We start from the raw sequence: 15,547 nt of genomic DNA, 5'->3' as shown, positions 1-15,547 counted from the left end.
CTAGGCGGCCGGAGTGAAGACCAGCCGAATCACGTAATCGTCGTGGAGTTGGTTGCCTACGTGGAAGGTCTTCGTCCCCACCCGACGGAAGCCGTGCTTGGCGTAGAACCGTTGCGCCCGTTCGTTGGCCTGGTTGACCCCGAGCCACAGCCCGGCCGCGCCGTCGGCACGCGCGCGTTCCAGCGCGGCGCGCATCAGCGCGGCGGACACGCCGCCGCCGTGATGGCCAGGCAGCACGTACATCTTCGAGATCTCGACCACCGGAGCCAGATCCACCGCGGCGGCGACCTCGGGATCGGCGGGCTGTCCGGCGTGCAGCATCGCGTAGCCGACGATTTCGCCGTCGGCGACCGCTTTGAGCACGGTGCGGTCCGGGTCGGTGAGGTATTCGCCGAAACGTTCGCCAGAGAGCGCCTCGGCGAGGAAGATCTCGATGTCGTCGGCGGTGGCATCGGGCGGGCAGGCCAGCGGGAAGGTCGCGGCGGCGACGTCACTGAGGGCCTCGGCGTCCCACAGCCCGGCCCGGTCGACGGTCACCGATGTGTCGCTCATGGGTCAAGTACAGCACGGTCGGCGGGCGATCCGTGACGGCTGTCGGTCGCCCGCCCGCCGTGGAACGCGCCCGCGAGCAGGATCAACGCCGCCGCGCACAGCAGCGGGACCACGAATCCGATCCGATAGGTGAGCGCCGCGGTGATCCCGCCGACGATCAGCCCGGCCGCCAGCGTGCCCGCGTAGTTGAACAGGTTGAGTCGGGCGATGAGCGCGTCGAGCGCGGCGCCAGAGGCCGATTCCCCGGCCTCGCTGAAACACAGCGGCGCGATCACGCCGGTGCCGAGTCCGGCGACGAGGAATCCGGCGACGGCCACCGCCGGTCCCGGTGCGACGACCACGAGCGCCATGCCCGCGGCGCCGAGCCCGGCGACCGCGCGCACCACAGCGCGCGGCCCGAAACGCCGCACCCAGCGGTCGCCGGTGAGTCGGGCCAGCAGCGCCGCCGCCTGGTACGCGGCCAGTCCGACCGCCGCGGTCGCCGAACTCGCGCGCAGTTCGTCGGTCAGGTACAGCGCCGACCAACTCCCGACCGCGACGTCGACGGCGAACACGAGCGCGATCGCGAGCCCCAACGCGAGGAACATCCGTCTCGCGATCGGTTCCGCGACCCGGTCCGCTGTGGTCTCGGCGCCTTCGGCCTCGTCCTCGGTCAACAGTGACGGCCCAAGCGCGAGCCCCGCGACCAGGGCGATGCCGACCGCCCCGAGCAGCGAAGGGCGCAGCGCGACGTCGAGTGACTCGGTCGCGGCGACATAGAGCGCACCCCCGATCGAGCCCGCGCTCCACGCCGCGTAGAACGACGCGAGCACGACCGTGCCGTACCCGCGCTGGATGAACACGGCCTGCATGTTCGCGCTCGCGTCCACCATCCCGAGCGCCACTCCGTAGCACCCGAGGGTCACCAGCAGCACCGGCGTATTCGGCGCGTACGCGACCGCGCAGCCCGTCACCGCGATCAGCAGCAGGCCAAGGCGCAAGGCGGTGCGGCTCGAGCGGCGCAGCGCGAGGCGTTCGGCCGCGAGACTGCCCGCGCCTGCCAGCGCCGAGGCGAGCAGGATGCCCACCGCGATGGTCGCGTCCGAGAGCCCGAACTTCTCCTGCTGTTGCGGCAGGTGGCTCAGGACGACGGCGAAGAAGAAACCCTGTGTCGCGAAGGCGCCCGAATCCGCGATCCGGGCGCGTCGCAGCTCGGGGGCCTGCGTGCGCATCCATGGAGGGTAGCGGCGGGCGTCGCGGCGCGCGCGCCGCCGGTGCGCGGCGCGGGCGGTTCTGGCCGGATCCGGGGATTCGTGCCACTATCGATGGCGGCCGGATCGGCCGATACCGCAAGCGATTTCGATCCGGCGCCGGGTTCCCGCGCGGGTCGCCGATGTACGGGCACGGCGGGGCACAGGAGTAGGCGAAGGCCGTGGTGCGCCGTCCGCGCATCCGCAGCGGGGAAGGGTCCGTATGAAACGTTTGCCACCCGAATTCTTTCGAGCGCCCTACGAGTACTACGCGGCGCTGCGAGCCGAGGGACCGGTGCATCCGATCGAATTCCGCACCGGCCTGCGCGCCTGGCTGGTCGTCGGCTACGACGCCGCGCGGCAACTGCTGCGCGATCCGACCGTGCGCAAGGATCCGCGCACCGACGCCGGGATGCGGGCGCGCGGAGAGGGCGCGGGCCGCAGCGGCCTCACCGCGGTCAACCACCGGCTGTCGCACCACATGCTCAACGCCGACGCCGCGCGGCACGCCCGCCTGCGCCGCGCGGTCACTCCGGCCTTCGCCCCCGCTCGCCTCGACGCGCTGACCGATCGCATCCGCGAGATCACCCACGACCTGCTCGACCGCATGGCCGCCGCGCCGGGACCGGTCGACCTGATGACCGAATTCGCCTTCCCGCTGCCGATCACCGTCATCTGCGAACTGCTCGGCGTCCCGTTCGCCGACCGCGAACTGTTCCGCGACTGGTCGACGATCGTCTCCGACACCGCGATGGCGGATCCGCACGATATGCGTGTGGCCACCGACGCCATCGTCGAGTACTTCGACGCCCTCATCGCGGCCCGGCGCTCGAACGGCCTCGGCGATGATCTGCTGTCGGGCCTGATCGCGACCTCGGACGAGCAGGACGGCCTCGACGACGACGAGCTCATCTCTATGGCGTTCGTGATGCTGATCGCGGGCCACGAGACGACCGTGAACCTCCTCGGCAACACCGTGCTCACGCTGCTCACCGACCGCTCGCGGTACCGGCGGCTGTGCGAGCGTCCCGACGAGATTCCGGGGCTGGTCGAGGAGATGCTGCGCTACGACGGCCCGGTGAACATGTCGACCATGCGCTACACCACGGCCCCGACAACCGTCGGCGGCGTGACCATCCCCGCGGAGGAACTGGTACTGGTCGCGCTCGGGTCCGCCGATCACGACGAGTCCCACTTCACCGACGCCGCCCGCTTCGATCCGGCGCGCGACACCGGCGGCCACCTCGCCTTCGGGTACGGCGCGCACTTCTGCCTCGGCGCGGGCCTGGCCAGGCTGGAGGCCAGGATCGCCCTCACCGCGCTGCTCGAACGGTGCCCCGACCTGCGGCTCGCGGTGGACACCGAAGACATCCGCTGGCGCGAGAGCATCCTGTTCCGCGCCGTGCACACCCTGCCCGTTGAGTCGACGCCGGTCGCCGCCGCGGCCGGGATCTAGGGTCGCCCACATCACGGCGGGCGGCGCACCGCGCACACCCGGGTGCGCGACATCACCGCGCACTCGTCGGACGGTTCGCCTCCGGTGGTCGAGCGGCGTGTGCGCCTGCTGTTCACCGGGGTCGACGGGCTCCTCGAACGGCAAATCCGGTACGCGGGCTTTGCGACGCCGCGCGGGCGGGTAATCTCGGTGCCCATGACGAGCGGGAACCGTATCGCGATCGTAGGTGCGGGCATAGCAGGGCTCGCCTCCGCGAAGGTGTTGAGCCGGGAAGGTTTTCCGATCGAGGTGTTCGACAGGACACCCGATGTCGGCGGCGTGTGGAGTGCCACGCGGCGCTACCCCGGACTACGGACCCAGAATTCGAAACGGACCTACCGTTTCTCGGATCTGCCGATGCCCGATGACTACCCCGACGTGCCCGACGGCGCGCAGATGCAGGCGTACCTGGAGGGCTACGTCGACCACTTCGGGCTGCGCGACAGCCTGCGCCTCGGCACCGAGGTGGTGGCCGCCGACCCGGTGGACAGCGGCTGGCTGCTCGAGATCCGCGACCACACCGGCGTGCACCGCGCCTCCTGCGATCACCTCGTCGTCGCCAACGGCGTGTACAGCGATCCGTTCGTCCCCGATTTCCGCGGCGCCGATCTGTACCAGGTCGGCGGCGGGCAACTGCTGCACACCTCGAACTTCCACGATCTCGAGGCGGTGCGCGGCCGCACGGTCCTGGTCGTCGGATACGGCAAATCCGCCTGCGACGTCGCCGAGGCCGTGAGCCATGTCGCCGCCTCGACCAGGGTCGTCGCGCGCAGGCTGCTGTGGAAGATGCCGCGCAAACCCGGCCTCAAACAGGATTACGAGCGACTCATCCTGACCAGGGCGGGGGAGGCGCACTTCCGCTACCAGCGGCTCGGCCGCGCGGAGAAACTGCTGCACGGCGCGGGCCGCTCCTTCCGCGACACCAACTTCGACGTGCTGCGCGAACTCGCCACCAAGAAGCTGATGCTGCGCGAACTCGATCTCGTGCCCGAGGGACGGTTCGAGGAGATCGCGCAGAGCAGTGCGAGCCTGGCCACCGAGGGTTTCTACGAACAGGTCCGCGACGGCAGGATCGTGGTGCACCGCGACACCACCGTGGTCGACATGCTCAGCACCAAGGCCGGCCCCGCCGTCGACCTGTCCGACGGGCAGCGGGTGCAGGCCGACGTGGTGCTGTGCGCCACCGGCTTCCAGCAGCGCGTGCCCTTCCTCACCCCGTACGTGCAGCGCCGACTCACCGACGAGAACGGCAACTTCCGCCTGTACCGGCACATTCTGCCCGTCGAGGTCCCGAATCTGAGTTTCGCGGGCTACAACTCGTCGTTCCTGAGCCCGCTCGGCGCCGAGGTCGGCGCGCACTGGACGGCGGCCCTGCTGCGCGGCGGCATCGTGCTGCCGCCGCAGGAGGAACTGGCCGCCGCGGTGGACGAGCGACTGAGCTGGATGGATTCGGGGACCGACGGCCACCACGCGCACGGCACCGTCGTCACGCCCTTCGCCATCCACAATATCGATGACATGCTGCGCGACCTGAAGTTCCGACTACCGCTGCGCACCCGGCTCGGCCAGTGGTTGCGGCCGGTCAAGCCGTCGTCGTATCGCGGGTTGGGCGCACGTTCGCAGCCCGCGACGCAGGCGCAGGCCGTGCGGCCGCAGGCCGAGCGATTGGAGCCGCACCGGTCCGGCGCGGATCTGAGCTGATCGGTCGCGGCCGAGCCGCTGTGCGCGAGCGTTCCTGTCGCCGTTCGATTCTCGTTCGGTGTGCGAGTCGCTCTCGCCGTGTGTGCTTGTGGCCGGAGACGACCGCCTACCCGCGATGTGGACGCGCAGCAGCAGAGCCGGATTCGATCGAGGCGACACGGCGGTGTGCTGGTATGTTGCCGAAGCTGCTGAGTGAGCGCGCGGGGCGGTCGTTCGAACCGTGCGGGCGGTAGGTTCGTCGACTGCTCACCGCATCGCCGCCTGCGGACCCGAGGTCGGGAACGCGCGTTCGCGCACTCGCCCGCCGATTGTCACCGAGGCAACGGTGCGGCCGAATCGTTCCGTTGGTGATAATCCTTGTGTGGAACCCTTGGATATGAATCTGCTGGTTGCACTGGACGCGCTGCTGGAGACGAGCAGTGTGACCAAGGCCGCCCACCGGTTGGACACCTCAGCCCCCGCCATGAGTCGAACGCTCGCGCGGCTGCGTCGCGTCCTCGGCGATCCGCTGTTGGTCCGCGCCGGACGCAACCTGGTCCCCACGCCGCGTGCCCTCGAGATGCGCTACGAGGTGAGCACGCTCGTGGCCAAGGGGCGGGAGTTGCTGAGCCCGCGCGGCGAGGTCGATCCCGCGGCGCTCAAACGATCCTTCGCGGTGCGCGCCGGTGACGCGGTGCTCACCGAACTCGTCGCGCCGCTGCTTTCGGCGGTGCGCACCCGAGCCCCCGGCGTCGGCCTCAACATCCGGCCCGACGCGCCGGAGGACATCGCCGCCCTGCGCGACGGCCGCGTCGACATCGAAGTCGGCGTCATCGAACGCACCGATCCCGAGACCACCGTGCAGCGGATATTCGGCGACCGCGCGCACGGCGTCGCCGCACCGGACCATCCGCTCGTGACCGAGCACGTCACCGTGGCCCGTTACGCGGCCGCCGCGCATCTGGCCATCTCGCGGCACGGGCGCGCGCACGGCCCCATCGACGACCGGCTCGCCCTGCACGGCCGCACCCGCCGCGTCGTCGCGACCGTCCCCGATCTGACCGCCGCGCTGCTCGCGGTCCGCTCCGGCGACGTCGTTTGCTCGGTGCCCGCGCACCTCAGCCGTTCCGCGGTCGCGGCACTCGGCCTGCGCACCTTCGAGATCCCGTTGCCGTTACCCGAGATCGCGGTGTCCATGGCCTGGCATCCGCGCAATGGCGCCGACGGCGGACACCGCTGGTTACGCGACCTGATCCGCGCACTGCTCACACCGCCCGACGAACCCGATCGCCCGAGCGGTGGGCGTCGCCGCCGCTGACGCCTCAGGCGGGCATCTCGCCGAGCGGCCGCCCGAAGGGGCCGTTGGGGTTGCGCTTGAGTTCGTCGAGCATGGCCTGCAACTTGTCGACGTGCGCGTGATCCTCGATGGTCGGCCGGTGCGCGCCGTTGGTCCCCGGTTCCGGGCGCGGGGCGGTCAATCCGGAGGGCGCGTGGCCGTTCCGTGTCGCGGGGGAGAGTTCTACCCGCCCGTTCGGGCTGGTAGGCGGCGAGTCGAGGTGCTCGGCGGCAAGGCCGTAGTCGGCGCTCGGCCTGCCTGCGTCGGACACCGGGACTGGTTCGTAGCGCGGGGTGAAGGTGTCCGCGGGTGGCGTCTCCACGCGGGATTCGTGTGCGGTCACCGCTGACGGCGGCTCCACCCAGTCGTGCAGGGCGGGCGGCACCGCGGGCATCCGGCGTTCGGTGCTCACCTCCGGCGGCGTCTGCGTCGGGATCTCGGCACTGTCGGCGGTTGGCGCCTCGATCCGTTCGCCTCGGCCGGCGGCGGCGCGGGGGAGCAGGCGTTCGCGGGCGGGGGCGCCTGCCTTGTCGCGCACCGGTAGGGCCGACTCGCCGCGCGTGGGTAGCTCCTGTTCGGCGCGGGCCGCGAGTTCCCGCCGCTCCGCCCGCGTCGGCGGCTGCGGGCGGGTGCCGATATCGGCGCGCACCATCGGCGCGGCATGCTCCAGGGAGGTATCGGTGGCGTGCGGCGGAAGCGTCGTCCCCGCGCGCGGGGAAAGTGCGTGCGGGGAATGCGTGTCGGCCGTGCCCGTCGGTGGTGCCGCGCCCACCCGAGAGGCAGCCTCGTCGGCGGCGTGCGAGGAGAGCGCGTCGGCCGTCCGCGGTGGAGGCGCCGCGCCTGGGCGGGCAGCGGGCGGGTCCGCGGCGTGCAGGGAGAACGTGTCGGCTGTGCGCTGGGGAAGTGTTCCGGTGGTCCGGGGCGCGGACGTGTCGGCGGCGTGTGCGGAGAACGTGTCGGTCGTGCGCGGTGGCGGTGCCCCGACCAAGCGGTGCGCAGTCTCGTCGGCGGCGTGCGAGGAGAGGGTGTCGGGAGTGCGCGAGGGCAGAGTCGCGGTGGTGCGAACCTGAGTCGCGTCGGCGGCGTGCGGGGAAACCGTGCCTGCCGTGTGCGTCGGCAGCGTTCCGGTGGTGCGGGGCGCGGGCGTGTCGGCGTGCGAGGCAGGCGTGTCGGTCGTGTGCGCGGCGAATGAGTCGGGCGTGCGCGAGGGAAAGGTCGCGGCGGTGCGACCCGAGGTCGAGTCGGCGGCATGCGAGGACAGCGGGTCGGCAGCGTGCGACGGCAGCGGGGCGGGTATGCGCGAGGGCGGCTGATCGGCGGCGTGCGATGGATTCGGATCGACCTGCCGTGGCCGCGGCGCGTCGGGGTGCCCGTTCGATTCGACGGCGGCGAGTCGCGTGTCCAGCCGTGCGACGTCCTGTTCGGTACGGAATGCCCAGGCTTCGACCTTCGCCAGGCGGGCGAGCAGACTGCCCTCGTCGGCGTTCTCTTCGCCGACACGGGCCGCGACAGCATCCAACTTGTCGCTGACATCGCGCAGGGTCCGCGCGATGCCCGACAAGACCGCACCGATCGACTCGGCGTCGTGCCTGCCGTGCTCCATCCGTACCTTCTTCCCCGTCGAGGCCAGGGGCTGCGCCGTGGCCGGCCGATTCTATCCGTCAACCCGTCACCGCGCGGAGCGAGAGCCCTGTTCTCGCCACGGTCCCGCGACCGGCTTTCCTCCGCGCGACACACCCGGCCGGTGCACCGCCGTCCTTGGACCGCCCGGCCGTGTCGCCGCGGGCTCCCGCCGCCCGTACGCGACCGTGGTCAGGCCGGTGCGCGTGTCCTGCGGATTGGCGACAAAGATCAATTCGGCGGGATTTCTGTGGCGATCCTCTCGCATGTCGCTACGAAATGCCTTGTGATGCATTACACATCGCCAGGTCGAGCGACGAACCGGGGGCCGCGGCGCGCGCGGGTGCGGGGTATAGGGGGCTGGCGAGCGGGCCGCGGACAGCGCACCCTTGATACAGGAGCGGGTCCAGCGGGACCGATGGTGGTATGGGCTAGGGGTGTGATCGCGTGAGGTCTCGGCAGCGAGCCGATCTGCCGTGCGGGCGTCGGGCTGTGCTCGCCGAATTGGGAATGGGAGAACTCGGCGCCGAGGAGCAGGCCGTCGCGGGCGGAGCACAGTCCCGCTTCAGCTGCCACTGCCCCGGATGCGCCGCCGCACAGTGGGATATTCAACGGTTGAAATACTGGATGTGCGCGCGGCTCGTCGCTTTCGGCGCCGACTCCGCCGAAGTGGATCAGCGAATCGGCATTCATCGCGTCGACGTCCTGTGGCGAAAAGGTGAGCGCACCTTCGCCGTCGAGGTGCGCGGCGGCCCGCTGGATCGCGCCTTGGCCCAGGACCACACCGCGCGCCTACGCGAGGCGGGCTGCGACGGTGTGCTGTGGCTGTGCCCGCCGGGATACTGGGTGCCGCATCTGCCCGCGCTCGGCGTCGCCGACTTCGCGCCGCCCGCCTGCGACTACCTCGCGCAGACCGGAATGCTCGACACCTCGACAACGGCGGTGGTCGTGCCCCGTCGCGCACCCTTCGAACTGCGCGAATTCCTGGAGGGTTGGGTGACGGACCGGATCGCCTGGGGCTATCGTGACGAGGTGCAGGGAGGCTGGGCAACCGTGCAGGACTGGGAGCATCACACACGGACGCAGGCCGCCGTCATCGCCCGCCAGCGCCAAGAGCTGGTCAATCAGCGCACCGCGCTCGCGCTGTCCCGTAAAGCGGTGCGGGACAAGCAGAAACAGGTGATGAAGCTCACCGCCCGCATCGAGCGCGCCGAACTCGACGCCCAGAAGCACGCCGACTCGCTGGCCGACGTCAGCCGCAAACTCGCCGACCACCATCGCGTCGACGCCACCCTGCGCGCCACCATCTCCCGCATGCAACAGACCATCAGCCACTGGCAACTGGTCACCTACTGCGCCATGCTGCTGATCCTCACCTTCGTGGCAGGCGCGATGGTGGTGAAATAAGCCGCTGACGACGGCCGTCACTCGGCCGGTGGTTTCGTCGCCCGCAGCACGAAAGGCGCTCGCTCCCAGCGCCAATCGTTGCGCAGGACCATGGCGAGCAGGTCGAGCAGGTCGAATTCGAGCTCCGTCGCGAGCGTCCGCGTCGCCGACCAGAACACCGGCCCGCTCGCCAACCGATCCCGCAGCCGCTGTTCGGTCTCGGAATCGACAGCGCGCTCGGACAATTCCTCGACACCGAGGTGACTGCCCGTCCAGATCAGCAGCCCCCAACCGTTGGCGTGCGCGTGCGCGCGAGCCGCCGCGGCCGCCGCGCGCCGGACGTGGAATCCGATCTGACCCAACGGTTGCACGTCGATCAACACCGCGCGACCGTCGGTCAGTTCGGCCACCACGCAAGGATGAACCACCTGGCGGACACCGTCGCTCTCGTACTCCACCGCGCAGGGCCGTTCGCGGAAGGTCGCGATGCCCTCGTCGGCGGTGAGCGCCTGGAACAATCGCGCCTCCATCGCCGATTCGAACGCCACTTCGCGCCCCACCTTGTCCAGATAGAAGCGCACGTCGCCCGCGATGTCGGTGACCGAGGCCGACGGGAGCGGCGCGACCGTTCCCGCCGCGGGCCACACGACCCGCGACAGCAGCGCGTCCAGCGCGCTGTCACCCCGCGCCGCACGCAATTTCGCGAGTTGGTGCCGAGTTTTCTTCTGCCACGCCATGATCCGCTGCGCCACATAGCCTGCGATCCGTTTCGAGTCCTCTGGATCGTGGCCCGCCAGCCGCAGTTTCAGATAGGACAACTCGGTGGCGGCGAGATCGGCGTCGCCCGCGTAGGTCTCGGCAAGCAGCGCGCGCGTCAACTGCCCGTCACGGGCGTCGAGCGGGTAGCGTTCGGCGAACACCTTGCCCGCCCGGTGCCCTGTGGTCGCGGCCTCGCGCACCAACTGCCCGACCGTCCGCGTGTGGACCTGCCGCACCCGATCGCGCGCGAGATCGAACCGCGCGCCGATCCGCGCGAACGTCTGCGGCCGCTGCCCGTGGATACCGAGCCGCGCGGCCACGATATCGGCGTCACGGCGCCGCCGTTCCCCCTGCGCCTCGACCAACTCCCCGAGCAGTTCGTTGATCTCCTCCACCCCGAAGGACACATCCCCGGCGACATCGTCGAGCAGGTCTTCCTCCTCGTCCGCCATCACCCGCCACCGCCGTCCCGAAACCCGAGCACCATCACCGCAGACTATCCCCGCCCACCGACACCGATCCGGCGCACGCGTCCATCGGCGCGTTCACCGCTCGGGTCAGTGCGGCAGGAGATCGTCGAGGTCGCCCGCGAAGACGCGCGCGATCTCGGTGGCCCTGATCCCGAGATCGGCGAGGGGGACGGGCGATGTGGCCGAGGCAGGCCCGGTGACATCGGTGCCCGACACCGACACGGTGACGACCGCGTTGCCGATCCGAAACCCCGTCTCGGCGGCCTCCCGGCCCGAGAACGGCGTCACACCCGAATACGCCTGGTCGCCGAGTCCCGCGACGGGCCGACCACCCGCGGACTCGCTCGCGGCGACGATATACCCGCGCATGTTGTCCACGGCGCGATCACCGGCGCCGACGACGAGCGTCACATTCACGGCACGCGTCGCGGGCGCTCCCAACGCGGCGCTGACCCCCGAGCCTCGCCGATCCGGATACCGCATCCTGCATTCCAACGTCGAACGGCTCGGGTCCGCCGACTGCGCGCCCGGTGACTCGAATTCGAGTGCCTCACTGAACAACTCCCCGGCGAACTGCCGGATCGCCACCTTCGCGACACCGATCACCTGCGGGCATCCGGCGGGCATGCCCCGATATTTCGGTGCGCCGCTCGAGTCGGAGGAGCACCCGGCCTGCGACAGCGACAGCACCGCCACGATCCCCGCCACCGCGAGAGTGCGCGCCGCAGTGACGAACCCCCGTCGGACGACCCCAGCCTTCGAGTCCGTCATCGCTACCCGCTTCCCCGCCTACGATCTCGCCGAAGGCGCGTTCATCGACAGCAGAGACTACCGACCCTTCGGTTGCCTCCAGCATCGATTCGACCGAATCCCCAGTCGCGCGGAAGCATTCGCAGCACCGCGATGACAACGCGATGGAATCGGCGCACCGACCGACCTCCGCACTCCCGATCCCTCGCGCGACAAGCGGTCGGCTGGAGGTTCGAGTGCCGACACGATTCCTGGCCGAGTGGATGTGAGGCGACAATGTTCGGATATCTGATCAGAAAATTTCGCAAACCTGTCGACCAGGTCTCCACCCCGCAGTACCCGGCGGGCGATTGTCGCTGCGACACACCGCCCTTCGACCTCAGGTACGCGAAAGTGGATCGCATCGGCGTCGCCATCGACGCGCGCTACGGGGAAGTCTCGGTCAAGTCGTGTAGGGACTGCGGCACATTGTGGCTCGAATACTGGTTCGACACCCCGCTACAGGAAATACAACCTCGGTTGGTACCGCGCGATCATCGCACCCGAGCTGGTCGAGACGGTGACGCCGGAAACCGCACCGCGGTTCATCGGATCCCAGAGCTGGTGGGTTCATGGCGGCAGCTACCGGTTCGACCACAACTGCTTCAACCACGGGCCATATCCGAGGGTTGGGACTGATCCGGCGCCACAAGCTCACCCGTTCGGCGCGAATCCAAGACGCCAACGGTGCGGCTCGCTTGCCTGAACGGAACCGACCGGGGGAATCGGATATCGAAAACACGAAGACCCTGACCGAATTGCTGGTCAGGGCCTTCGTGATGCACAGTGCGCGATACTGGGATTGAACCAGTAACGTAATCGCCAGCATCGTGAGGCGTGGACCGGCAAGTATCCCTCAAATATGCCGTTCTAGCAGCTATTTAGCTCTCTCGCACCCGTGTGCAAGGCGTTGCATTGGGGTACACTTGTTGGGCAGCATTTGGGCAATTTCAGCTGAATTGGGCACATGTTGGGCACGCCCGAAGGGGGAGGAATGGAGGAGGAGCGGCGACCTAAGCGGTCGTTCGGATCGCTTCGCCAACTTAGTTCAGGCCGATGGCAGGCGCGGTACACGGGGCCTGATCTACGGCGGCACAAGGCGCCGAAGACTTTCAGCACGGACGATGAGGCAAAAGCGTGGCTTCAAAAGCGGCACCGTGAGATTCGTGATGGGTTGTGGACCCCGCCGGGTGTTGCCGTGGGTGCCCCCACGGCGGCGAGCCTGACTCTCTCGGCTTACGCGACAGGTTGGCTCGCTCGGCGGCAGGTTCGAGGCCGACCACTCAAGGAGCGAACGAAAGACCACTACACCGACCTGCTTGAGCTCCACATTCTCCCAGAACTGGGAACGTTGCCGCTCCGATCAATCAATCGCGGCGACATCGAGAGTTGGTACGAGAAGACATTGGTCGATCGGCCGACCTACCGCGCGCACGCGTATTCGCTTCTGCGTACGATCTTCGCGACGGCAGAGCACGAAGGCCGGATCACCGTGAATCCGGTTCAGATCCGTGGCGCTGGCGCCGTCGAGTCCGTGCACGAAGCACCTCCAGCAACTCTTGAACAGCTGGCGATCATTGTCGAAGAGATGCCCGAGCGGCTGAGGCTCATGGTGCAACTGGCAGCCTGGTGCGCGCTCCGATTCGGGGAGCTGACCGAACTACGCAGGGAAAGCGTGGTTGTCGCCAACGACCGGGTGACACTCAGTGTCCGTCGCGGTGCAGTTCGGACGAAGCGAGGCCGCCGCGCCGACTCTACGAAGTCTCGGGCGGGATCAAGGCAGGTCACGGTGCCCCCGCACCTTCGGTCTGAGGTACTCGGTCACTTGAGGGACCACACTGGACGCGCACCGGACGCTCTCCTCTTTCCAGCGAACCACGGTGGTCACCTCGCGCCCTCAACGCTCTATCGCCACTACTACCGTGCCCGGAAGACAGCCAATCGACCCGACCTGCACTTCCACGACCTGCGTGTCACTGGCGCGACGATGGCAGCCGTTGCTGGCGCAACCCTCAAGGAGCTTCAGACTCGGTTGGGCCACAGCACTGTCGCAGCCGCGATGCGCTACCAGCGCGTGGCACAGGGCCGTGATGTCGAACTAGCAAGCAAGCTCTCGGCGATGGTGCCCAAGGCTGCGCCGAGCAATGAAACCGACGAATCTGAGACGTAGGCTTGTCGCAGGCAGGGGAGGCAGAAATGCACGCAGAACGGCAGTCGAGTAGGCGGCCCAATGAGCGGTTGGTCCGACTCATGGCCGAGCACAACGTGACGAACAAGGGTCTCGCCCGCCGGATGAAAGAATACAGTGAGCGCGACGGCGGCTCACTGCTGAAGCCGACCCATACGACAATCGCGCGCTACCTGAGCGGCGCTACAGAACGTCCATCCGAGCGAAGCTGCGCGGTCATGGTGGCGGTGCTGAGTAGTCTCACTGGTAGGACGCTGACCAGCGATGACCTCGGATATCCGGACGAGAAGTTCTCGATCGGCACGGAGTCGACCTCCGGTGGCGACCTGGCCTTCGATTTGGTGCTGTTGCCTCCCGCGCCTGTCGATGCGATCGCTCCGGAATTCGTGCAGCACTTGGGCAATATCCTCGCCGAGCATGTCCGAATGGATGCCTTGACCGGTCCTCGGTATGTGCTCGGGTCGCTACGCGCTCAGCTAGCTCTCGTTGAAGAGTTGTGCGGAAAGGCCCGCGGTGCCATACGTCCGGCACTGCTCGACGTCGGTGCTCGATTCTGCGAGTTTGCCGGTTGGCTCTTTCAGGATTCCGGAGACTTGCGAGCGGCGCTGTACTGGAGCAATCGGGCGATGGACTACGCGGAGGAGTTAGGAGACGCGCAACTTACCGCTTACGTGTTGCAGCGGCGAAGCAATATCGCCACCGAGAGCGGCTACGCGGCCCAAGGTTTGGGTTTGGCGAATGCGGCACTTCGCCGTAGCGCCGAACTTGCACCCGACGTCCGGGCTGTCGCGCTCCGACAGCGGGCGCATGCCTATTCGCTGACCGGTGAGACGGATGAATGTCGGCGCGCATTGGACGAGGCCATGGTAGCGACGTTGTCCATCGACGCTGGGAACGTGAACGGGCTCGCCGCGTACTGCACCCCTTCCTACATCGAGATGGAAGCTGCCCAGAGTTGGGCGCGGATCGGTCGGCCTGATCTGGCGGCAGAGACATACGCAAGTGGGCTGGCCGACTGGCCGGCTACACAGCGGCGTGACCGCGGGCTGTGTGTCGCGCGGCTGGCTTCTGTACATGCCACGCTTGGAAATCACGATGAAGCCGGTCAGTTGGGGGTTGAGGCAACGCAGCTTGTCCGGATCGCGCCTTCGGCGCGATCGCTGGCGGTCTTGCGGGATGTCGGTCGCGTTCTTGCGTTCAACGCTGGTCCAGCCGTGGTGGAGTTCAAGTCAGCGATGCACGCTTTCGGTGAATCAGGACAAAGCGCGTAGATGTGCCTCGAATGACTCGGATAGTGATTCGAGTGCACGACGGCCTTTCTCTGCTGTGCCAAGCGAGGGAAATCCGATCACACCGCTTTTCGTATACTCGCCCAGCCCCTTGACCAGCAGCAGCCGTCGATCATCAGCTCGCCAGTCGGCAGTTTCGTACCCAGGTCTCAGCAGCTCAGGCTTGGTGTGAAGCAAGATCGAAGTCTCCAGCTCGCCAGCATGCATGTCTTCATGTCCGCTGGTGACCATGCCGGCCGCGCGCCGGGCATCGTCCCAGTCGTCCTTATAGGGGAAGAGGGTCATACGTCGCCCATCGACGTTCGACTCCTGGACGACATTCTGGAGCACATAATTCCCGCCGTGGCCATTGACGATGGCCAGTCTATCCACTCCAGAGCGCGCGAGTGAGTCGAAGATATCAGCGACAACCGCCGCTAGAGTCGTCGCGCGAATACTGACCGAGCCGGAAAACGCCGCGTGCTCATGGGAGCACGAAAACGTAATTGGCGGCAACAGCAGCAAATCGTAATTTTGAGCGATCCGCTCGGCAATGACGCACGCGATTACGGTGTCAGTGACCAGCGGGTGGTACTCCCCGTGCTGTTCGAAGCTCCCGATCGGGAGAACGGCCGTCCGAGCGCCCTGCGCTTCGGCCTCGGTTGAAGTCGTAGTTGGCAGCAGGTGCTTCACGCGCGCCAACACTACTCCGCGTGCCCTGGATCAGATCAGCGCACTTGACTGCTCGGGGGCGCTCGCGCTCACCAGGTGAAAG

The 15,547-nt window shown here is 68.3% G+C and carries 12 protein-coding genes; 6 read left to right on the top strand and 6 right to left on the bottom strand.

Annotation, left to right across the window (positions count from 1 at the left end):
* Both IT779_RS02105 and IT779_RS02100 read right to left on the bottom strand, forming a co-directional pair.
* Window positions 1–552 carry a GNAT family N-acetyltransferase gene (locus IT779_RS02105; RefSeq protein WP_196147398.1) on the bottom strand — a complete coding sequence of 184 codons (552 nt, stop codon included), beginning with the start codon at window positions 550–552 and terminating at the stop codon, window positions 1–3.
* Window positions 549–1,763, bottom strand: coding sequence for an MFS transporter (locus IT779_RS02100; protein ID WP_196147397.1), 1,215 nt, complete (start codon window positions 1,761–1,763; stop codon window positions 549–551). The genes IT779_RS02105 and IT779_RS02100 overlap by 4 nt, the downstream gene beginning before the upstream one ends.
* Before the next feature lie 241 nt (window positions 1,764–2,004).
* On the opposite strand from IT779_RS02100, the gene IT779_RS02095 reads away from it, so the two are divergent.
* The 3 genes from IT779_RS02095 (at window position 2,005) to IT779_RS02085 (ending at window position 6,274) form a co-directional block, all read left to right on the top strand.
* Window positions 2,005–3,237: a cytochrome P450 family protein gene (locus IT779_RS02095; protein WP_196147396.1), complete on the top strand. Its 1,233-nt coding sequence runs from the start codon at window positions 2,005–2,007 to the stop codon at window positions 3,235–3,237.
* Window positions 3,238–3,432: 195 nt separating this feature from the next.
* A complete protein-coding gene (locus tag IT779_RS02090; RefSeq protein ID WP_196147395.1) occupies window positions 3,433–4,977 on the top strand; it encodes a flavin-containing monooxygenase in 1,545 nt (514 codons plus the stop codon).
* 361 nt (window positions 4,978–5,338) lie between these two features.
* Window positions 5,339–6,274, top strand: coding sequence for a LysR family transcriptional regulator (locus IT779_RS02085; RefSeq protein ID WP_196147394.1), 936 nt, complete (start codon window positions 5,339–5,341; stop codon window positions 6,272–6,274).
* A gap of 4 nt (window positions 6,275–6,278) precedes the next feature.
* On the opposite strand, the gene IT779_RS02080 is transcribed toward IT779_RS02085, so the two are convergent.
* A complete protein-coding gene (locus IT779_RS02080) occupies window positions 6,279–7,895 on the bottom strand; it encodes a hypothetical protein (protein ID WP_196147393.1) in 1,617 nt (538 codons plus the stop codon).
* Between the two features lie 464 nt (window positions 7,896–8,359).
* Here IT779_RS02080 and IT779_RS02075 point away from each other — a divergent pair, with 464 nt between their 5' ends.
* Window positions 8,360–9,319 carry a hypothetical protein gene (locus IT779_RS02075; RefSeq protein WP_332838610.1) on the top strand — a complete coding sequence of 320 codons (960 nt, stop codon included), beginning with the start codon at window positions 8,360–8,362 and terminating at the stop codon, window positions 9,317–9,319.
* A 17-nt stretch (window positions 9,320–9,336) separates the two neighbouring features.
* On the opposite strand, the gene IT779_RS02070 is transcribed toward IT779_RS02075, so the two are convergent.
* A complete protein-coding gene (locus IT779_RS02070) occupies window positions 9,337–10,509 on the bottom strand; it encodes a sigma-70 family RNA polymerase sigma factor (RefSeq protein WP_196147392.1) in 1,173 nt (390 codons plus the stop codon).
* A 105-nt stretch (window positions 10,510–10,614) separates the two neighbouring features.
* The gene (locus IT779_RS02065; protein WP_196147391.1) at window positions 10,615–11,298 is read right to left on the bottom strand and encodes a hypothetical protein; all 684 of its coding nucleotides are present in this window, start codon (window positions 11,296–11,298) and stop codon (window positions 10,615–10,617) included.
* Window positions 11,299–12,310: 1,012 nt separating this feature from the next.
* On the opposite strand from IT779_RS02065, the gene IT779_RS02060 reads away from it, so the two are divergent.
* Together IT779_RS02060 and IT779_RS02055 are read left to right on the top strand one after the other, a co-directional pair.
* Window positions 12,311–13,486: a site-specific integrase gene (locus IT779_RS02060; RefSeq protein WP_196147390.1), complete on the top strand. Its 1,176-nt coding sequence runs from the start codon at window positions 12,311–12,313 to the stop codon at window positions 13,484–13,486.
* A gap of 80 nt (window positions 13,487–13,566) precedes the next feature.
* Window positions 13,567–14,775: a tetratricopeptide repeat protein gene (locus tag IT779_RS02055; RefSeq protein WP_196147389.1), complete on the top strand. Its 1,209-nt coding sequence runs from the start codon at window positions 13,567–13,569 to the stop codon at window positions 14,773–14,775.
* On the opposite strand, the gene IT779_RS02050 is transcribed toward IT779_RS02055, so the two are convergent.
* On the bottom strand, window positions 14,758–15,465 hold the full coding sequence (locus IT779_RS02050) for a creatininase family protein (protein WP_332838608.1): 708 nt from the start codon (window positions 15,463–15,465) through the stop codon (window positions 14,758–14,760). The genes IT779_RS02055 and IT779_RS02050 overlap by 18 nt on opposite strands.
* Window positions 15,466–15,547 lie beyond the last annotated feature (82 nt).

Source organism: Nocardia bovistercoris (genome assembly GCF_015674855.1).
GTDB classification, from domain to species: Bacteria; Actinomycetota; Actinomycetes; order Mycobacteriales; family Mycobacteriaceae; genus Nocardia; species Nocardia bovistercoris.
Note: the sequence above shows the minus strand (reverse complement) of the source record. Positions and strands in the feature narration are given on the sequence as shown.

Excerpts from the sequence above, each read along its gene's own strand:
- IT779_RS02095 (WP_196147396.1), top strand. The coding sequence starts at position 2,005 with ATGAAACGTTTGCCACCCGAATTCTTTCGAGCGCCCTACGAGTACTAC.
- IT779_RS02080 (WP_196147393.1), bottom strand. The coding sequence starts at position 7,895 with ATGGAGCACGGCAGGCACGACGCCGAGTCGATCGGTGCGGTCTTGTCG.
- IT779_RS02105 (WP_196147398.1), bottom strand. The coding sequence starts at position 552 with ATGAGCGACACATCGGTGACCGTCGACCGGGCCGGGCTGTGGGACGCC.
- IT779_RS02055 (WP_196147389.1), top strand. The coding sequence starts at position 13,567 with ATGGCCGAGCACAACGTGACGAACAAGGGTCTCGCCCGCCGGATGAAA.
- IT779_RS02100 (WP_196147397.1), bottom strand. The coding sequence starts at position 1,763 with ATGCGCACGCAGGCCCCCGAGCTGCGACGCGCCCGGATCGCGGATTCG.
- IT779_RS02070 (WP_196147392.1), bottom strand. The coding sequence starts at position 10,509 with ATGGCGGACGAGGAGGAAGACCTGCTCGACGATGTCGCCGGGGATGTG.
- IT779_RS02065 (WP_196147391.1), bottom strand. The coding sequence starts at position 11,298 with ATGACGGACTCGAAGGCTGGGGTCGTCCGACGGGGGTTCGTCACTGCG.
- IT779_RS02090 (WP_196147395.1), top strand. The coding sequence starts at position 3,433 with ATGACGAGCGGGAACCGTATCGCGATCGTAGGTGCGGGCATAGCAGGG.
- IT779_RS02060 (WP_196147390.1), top strand. The coding sequence starts at position 12,311 with ATGGAGGAGGAGCGGCGACCTAAGCGGTCGTTCGGATCGCTTCGCCAA.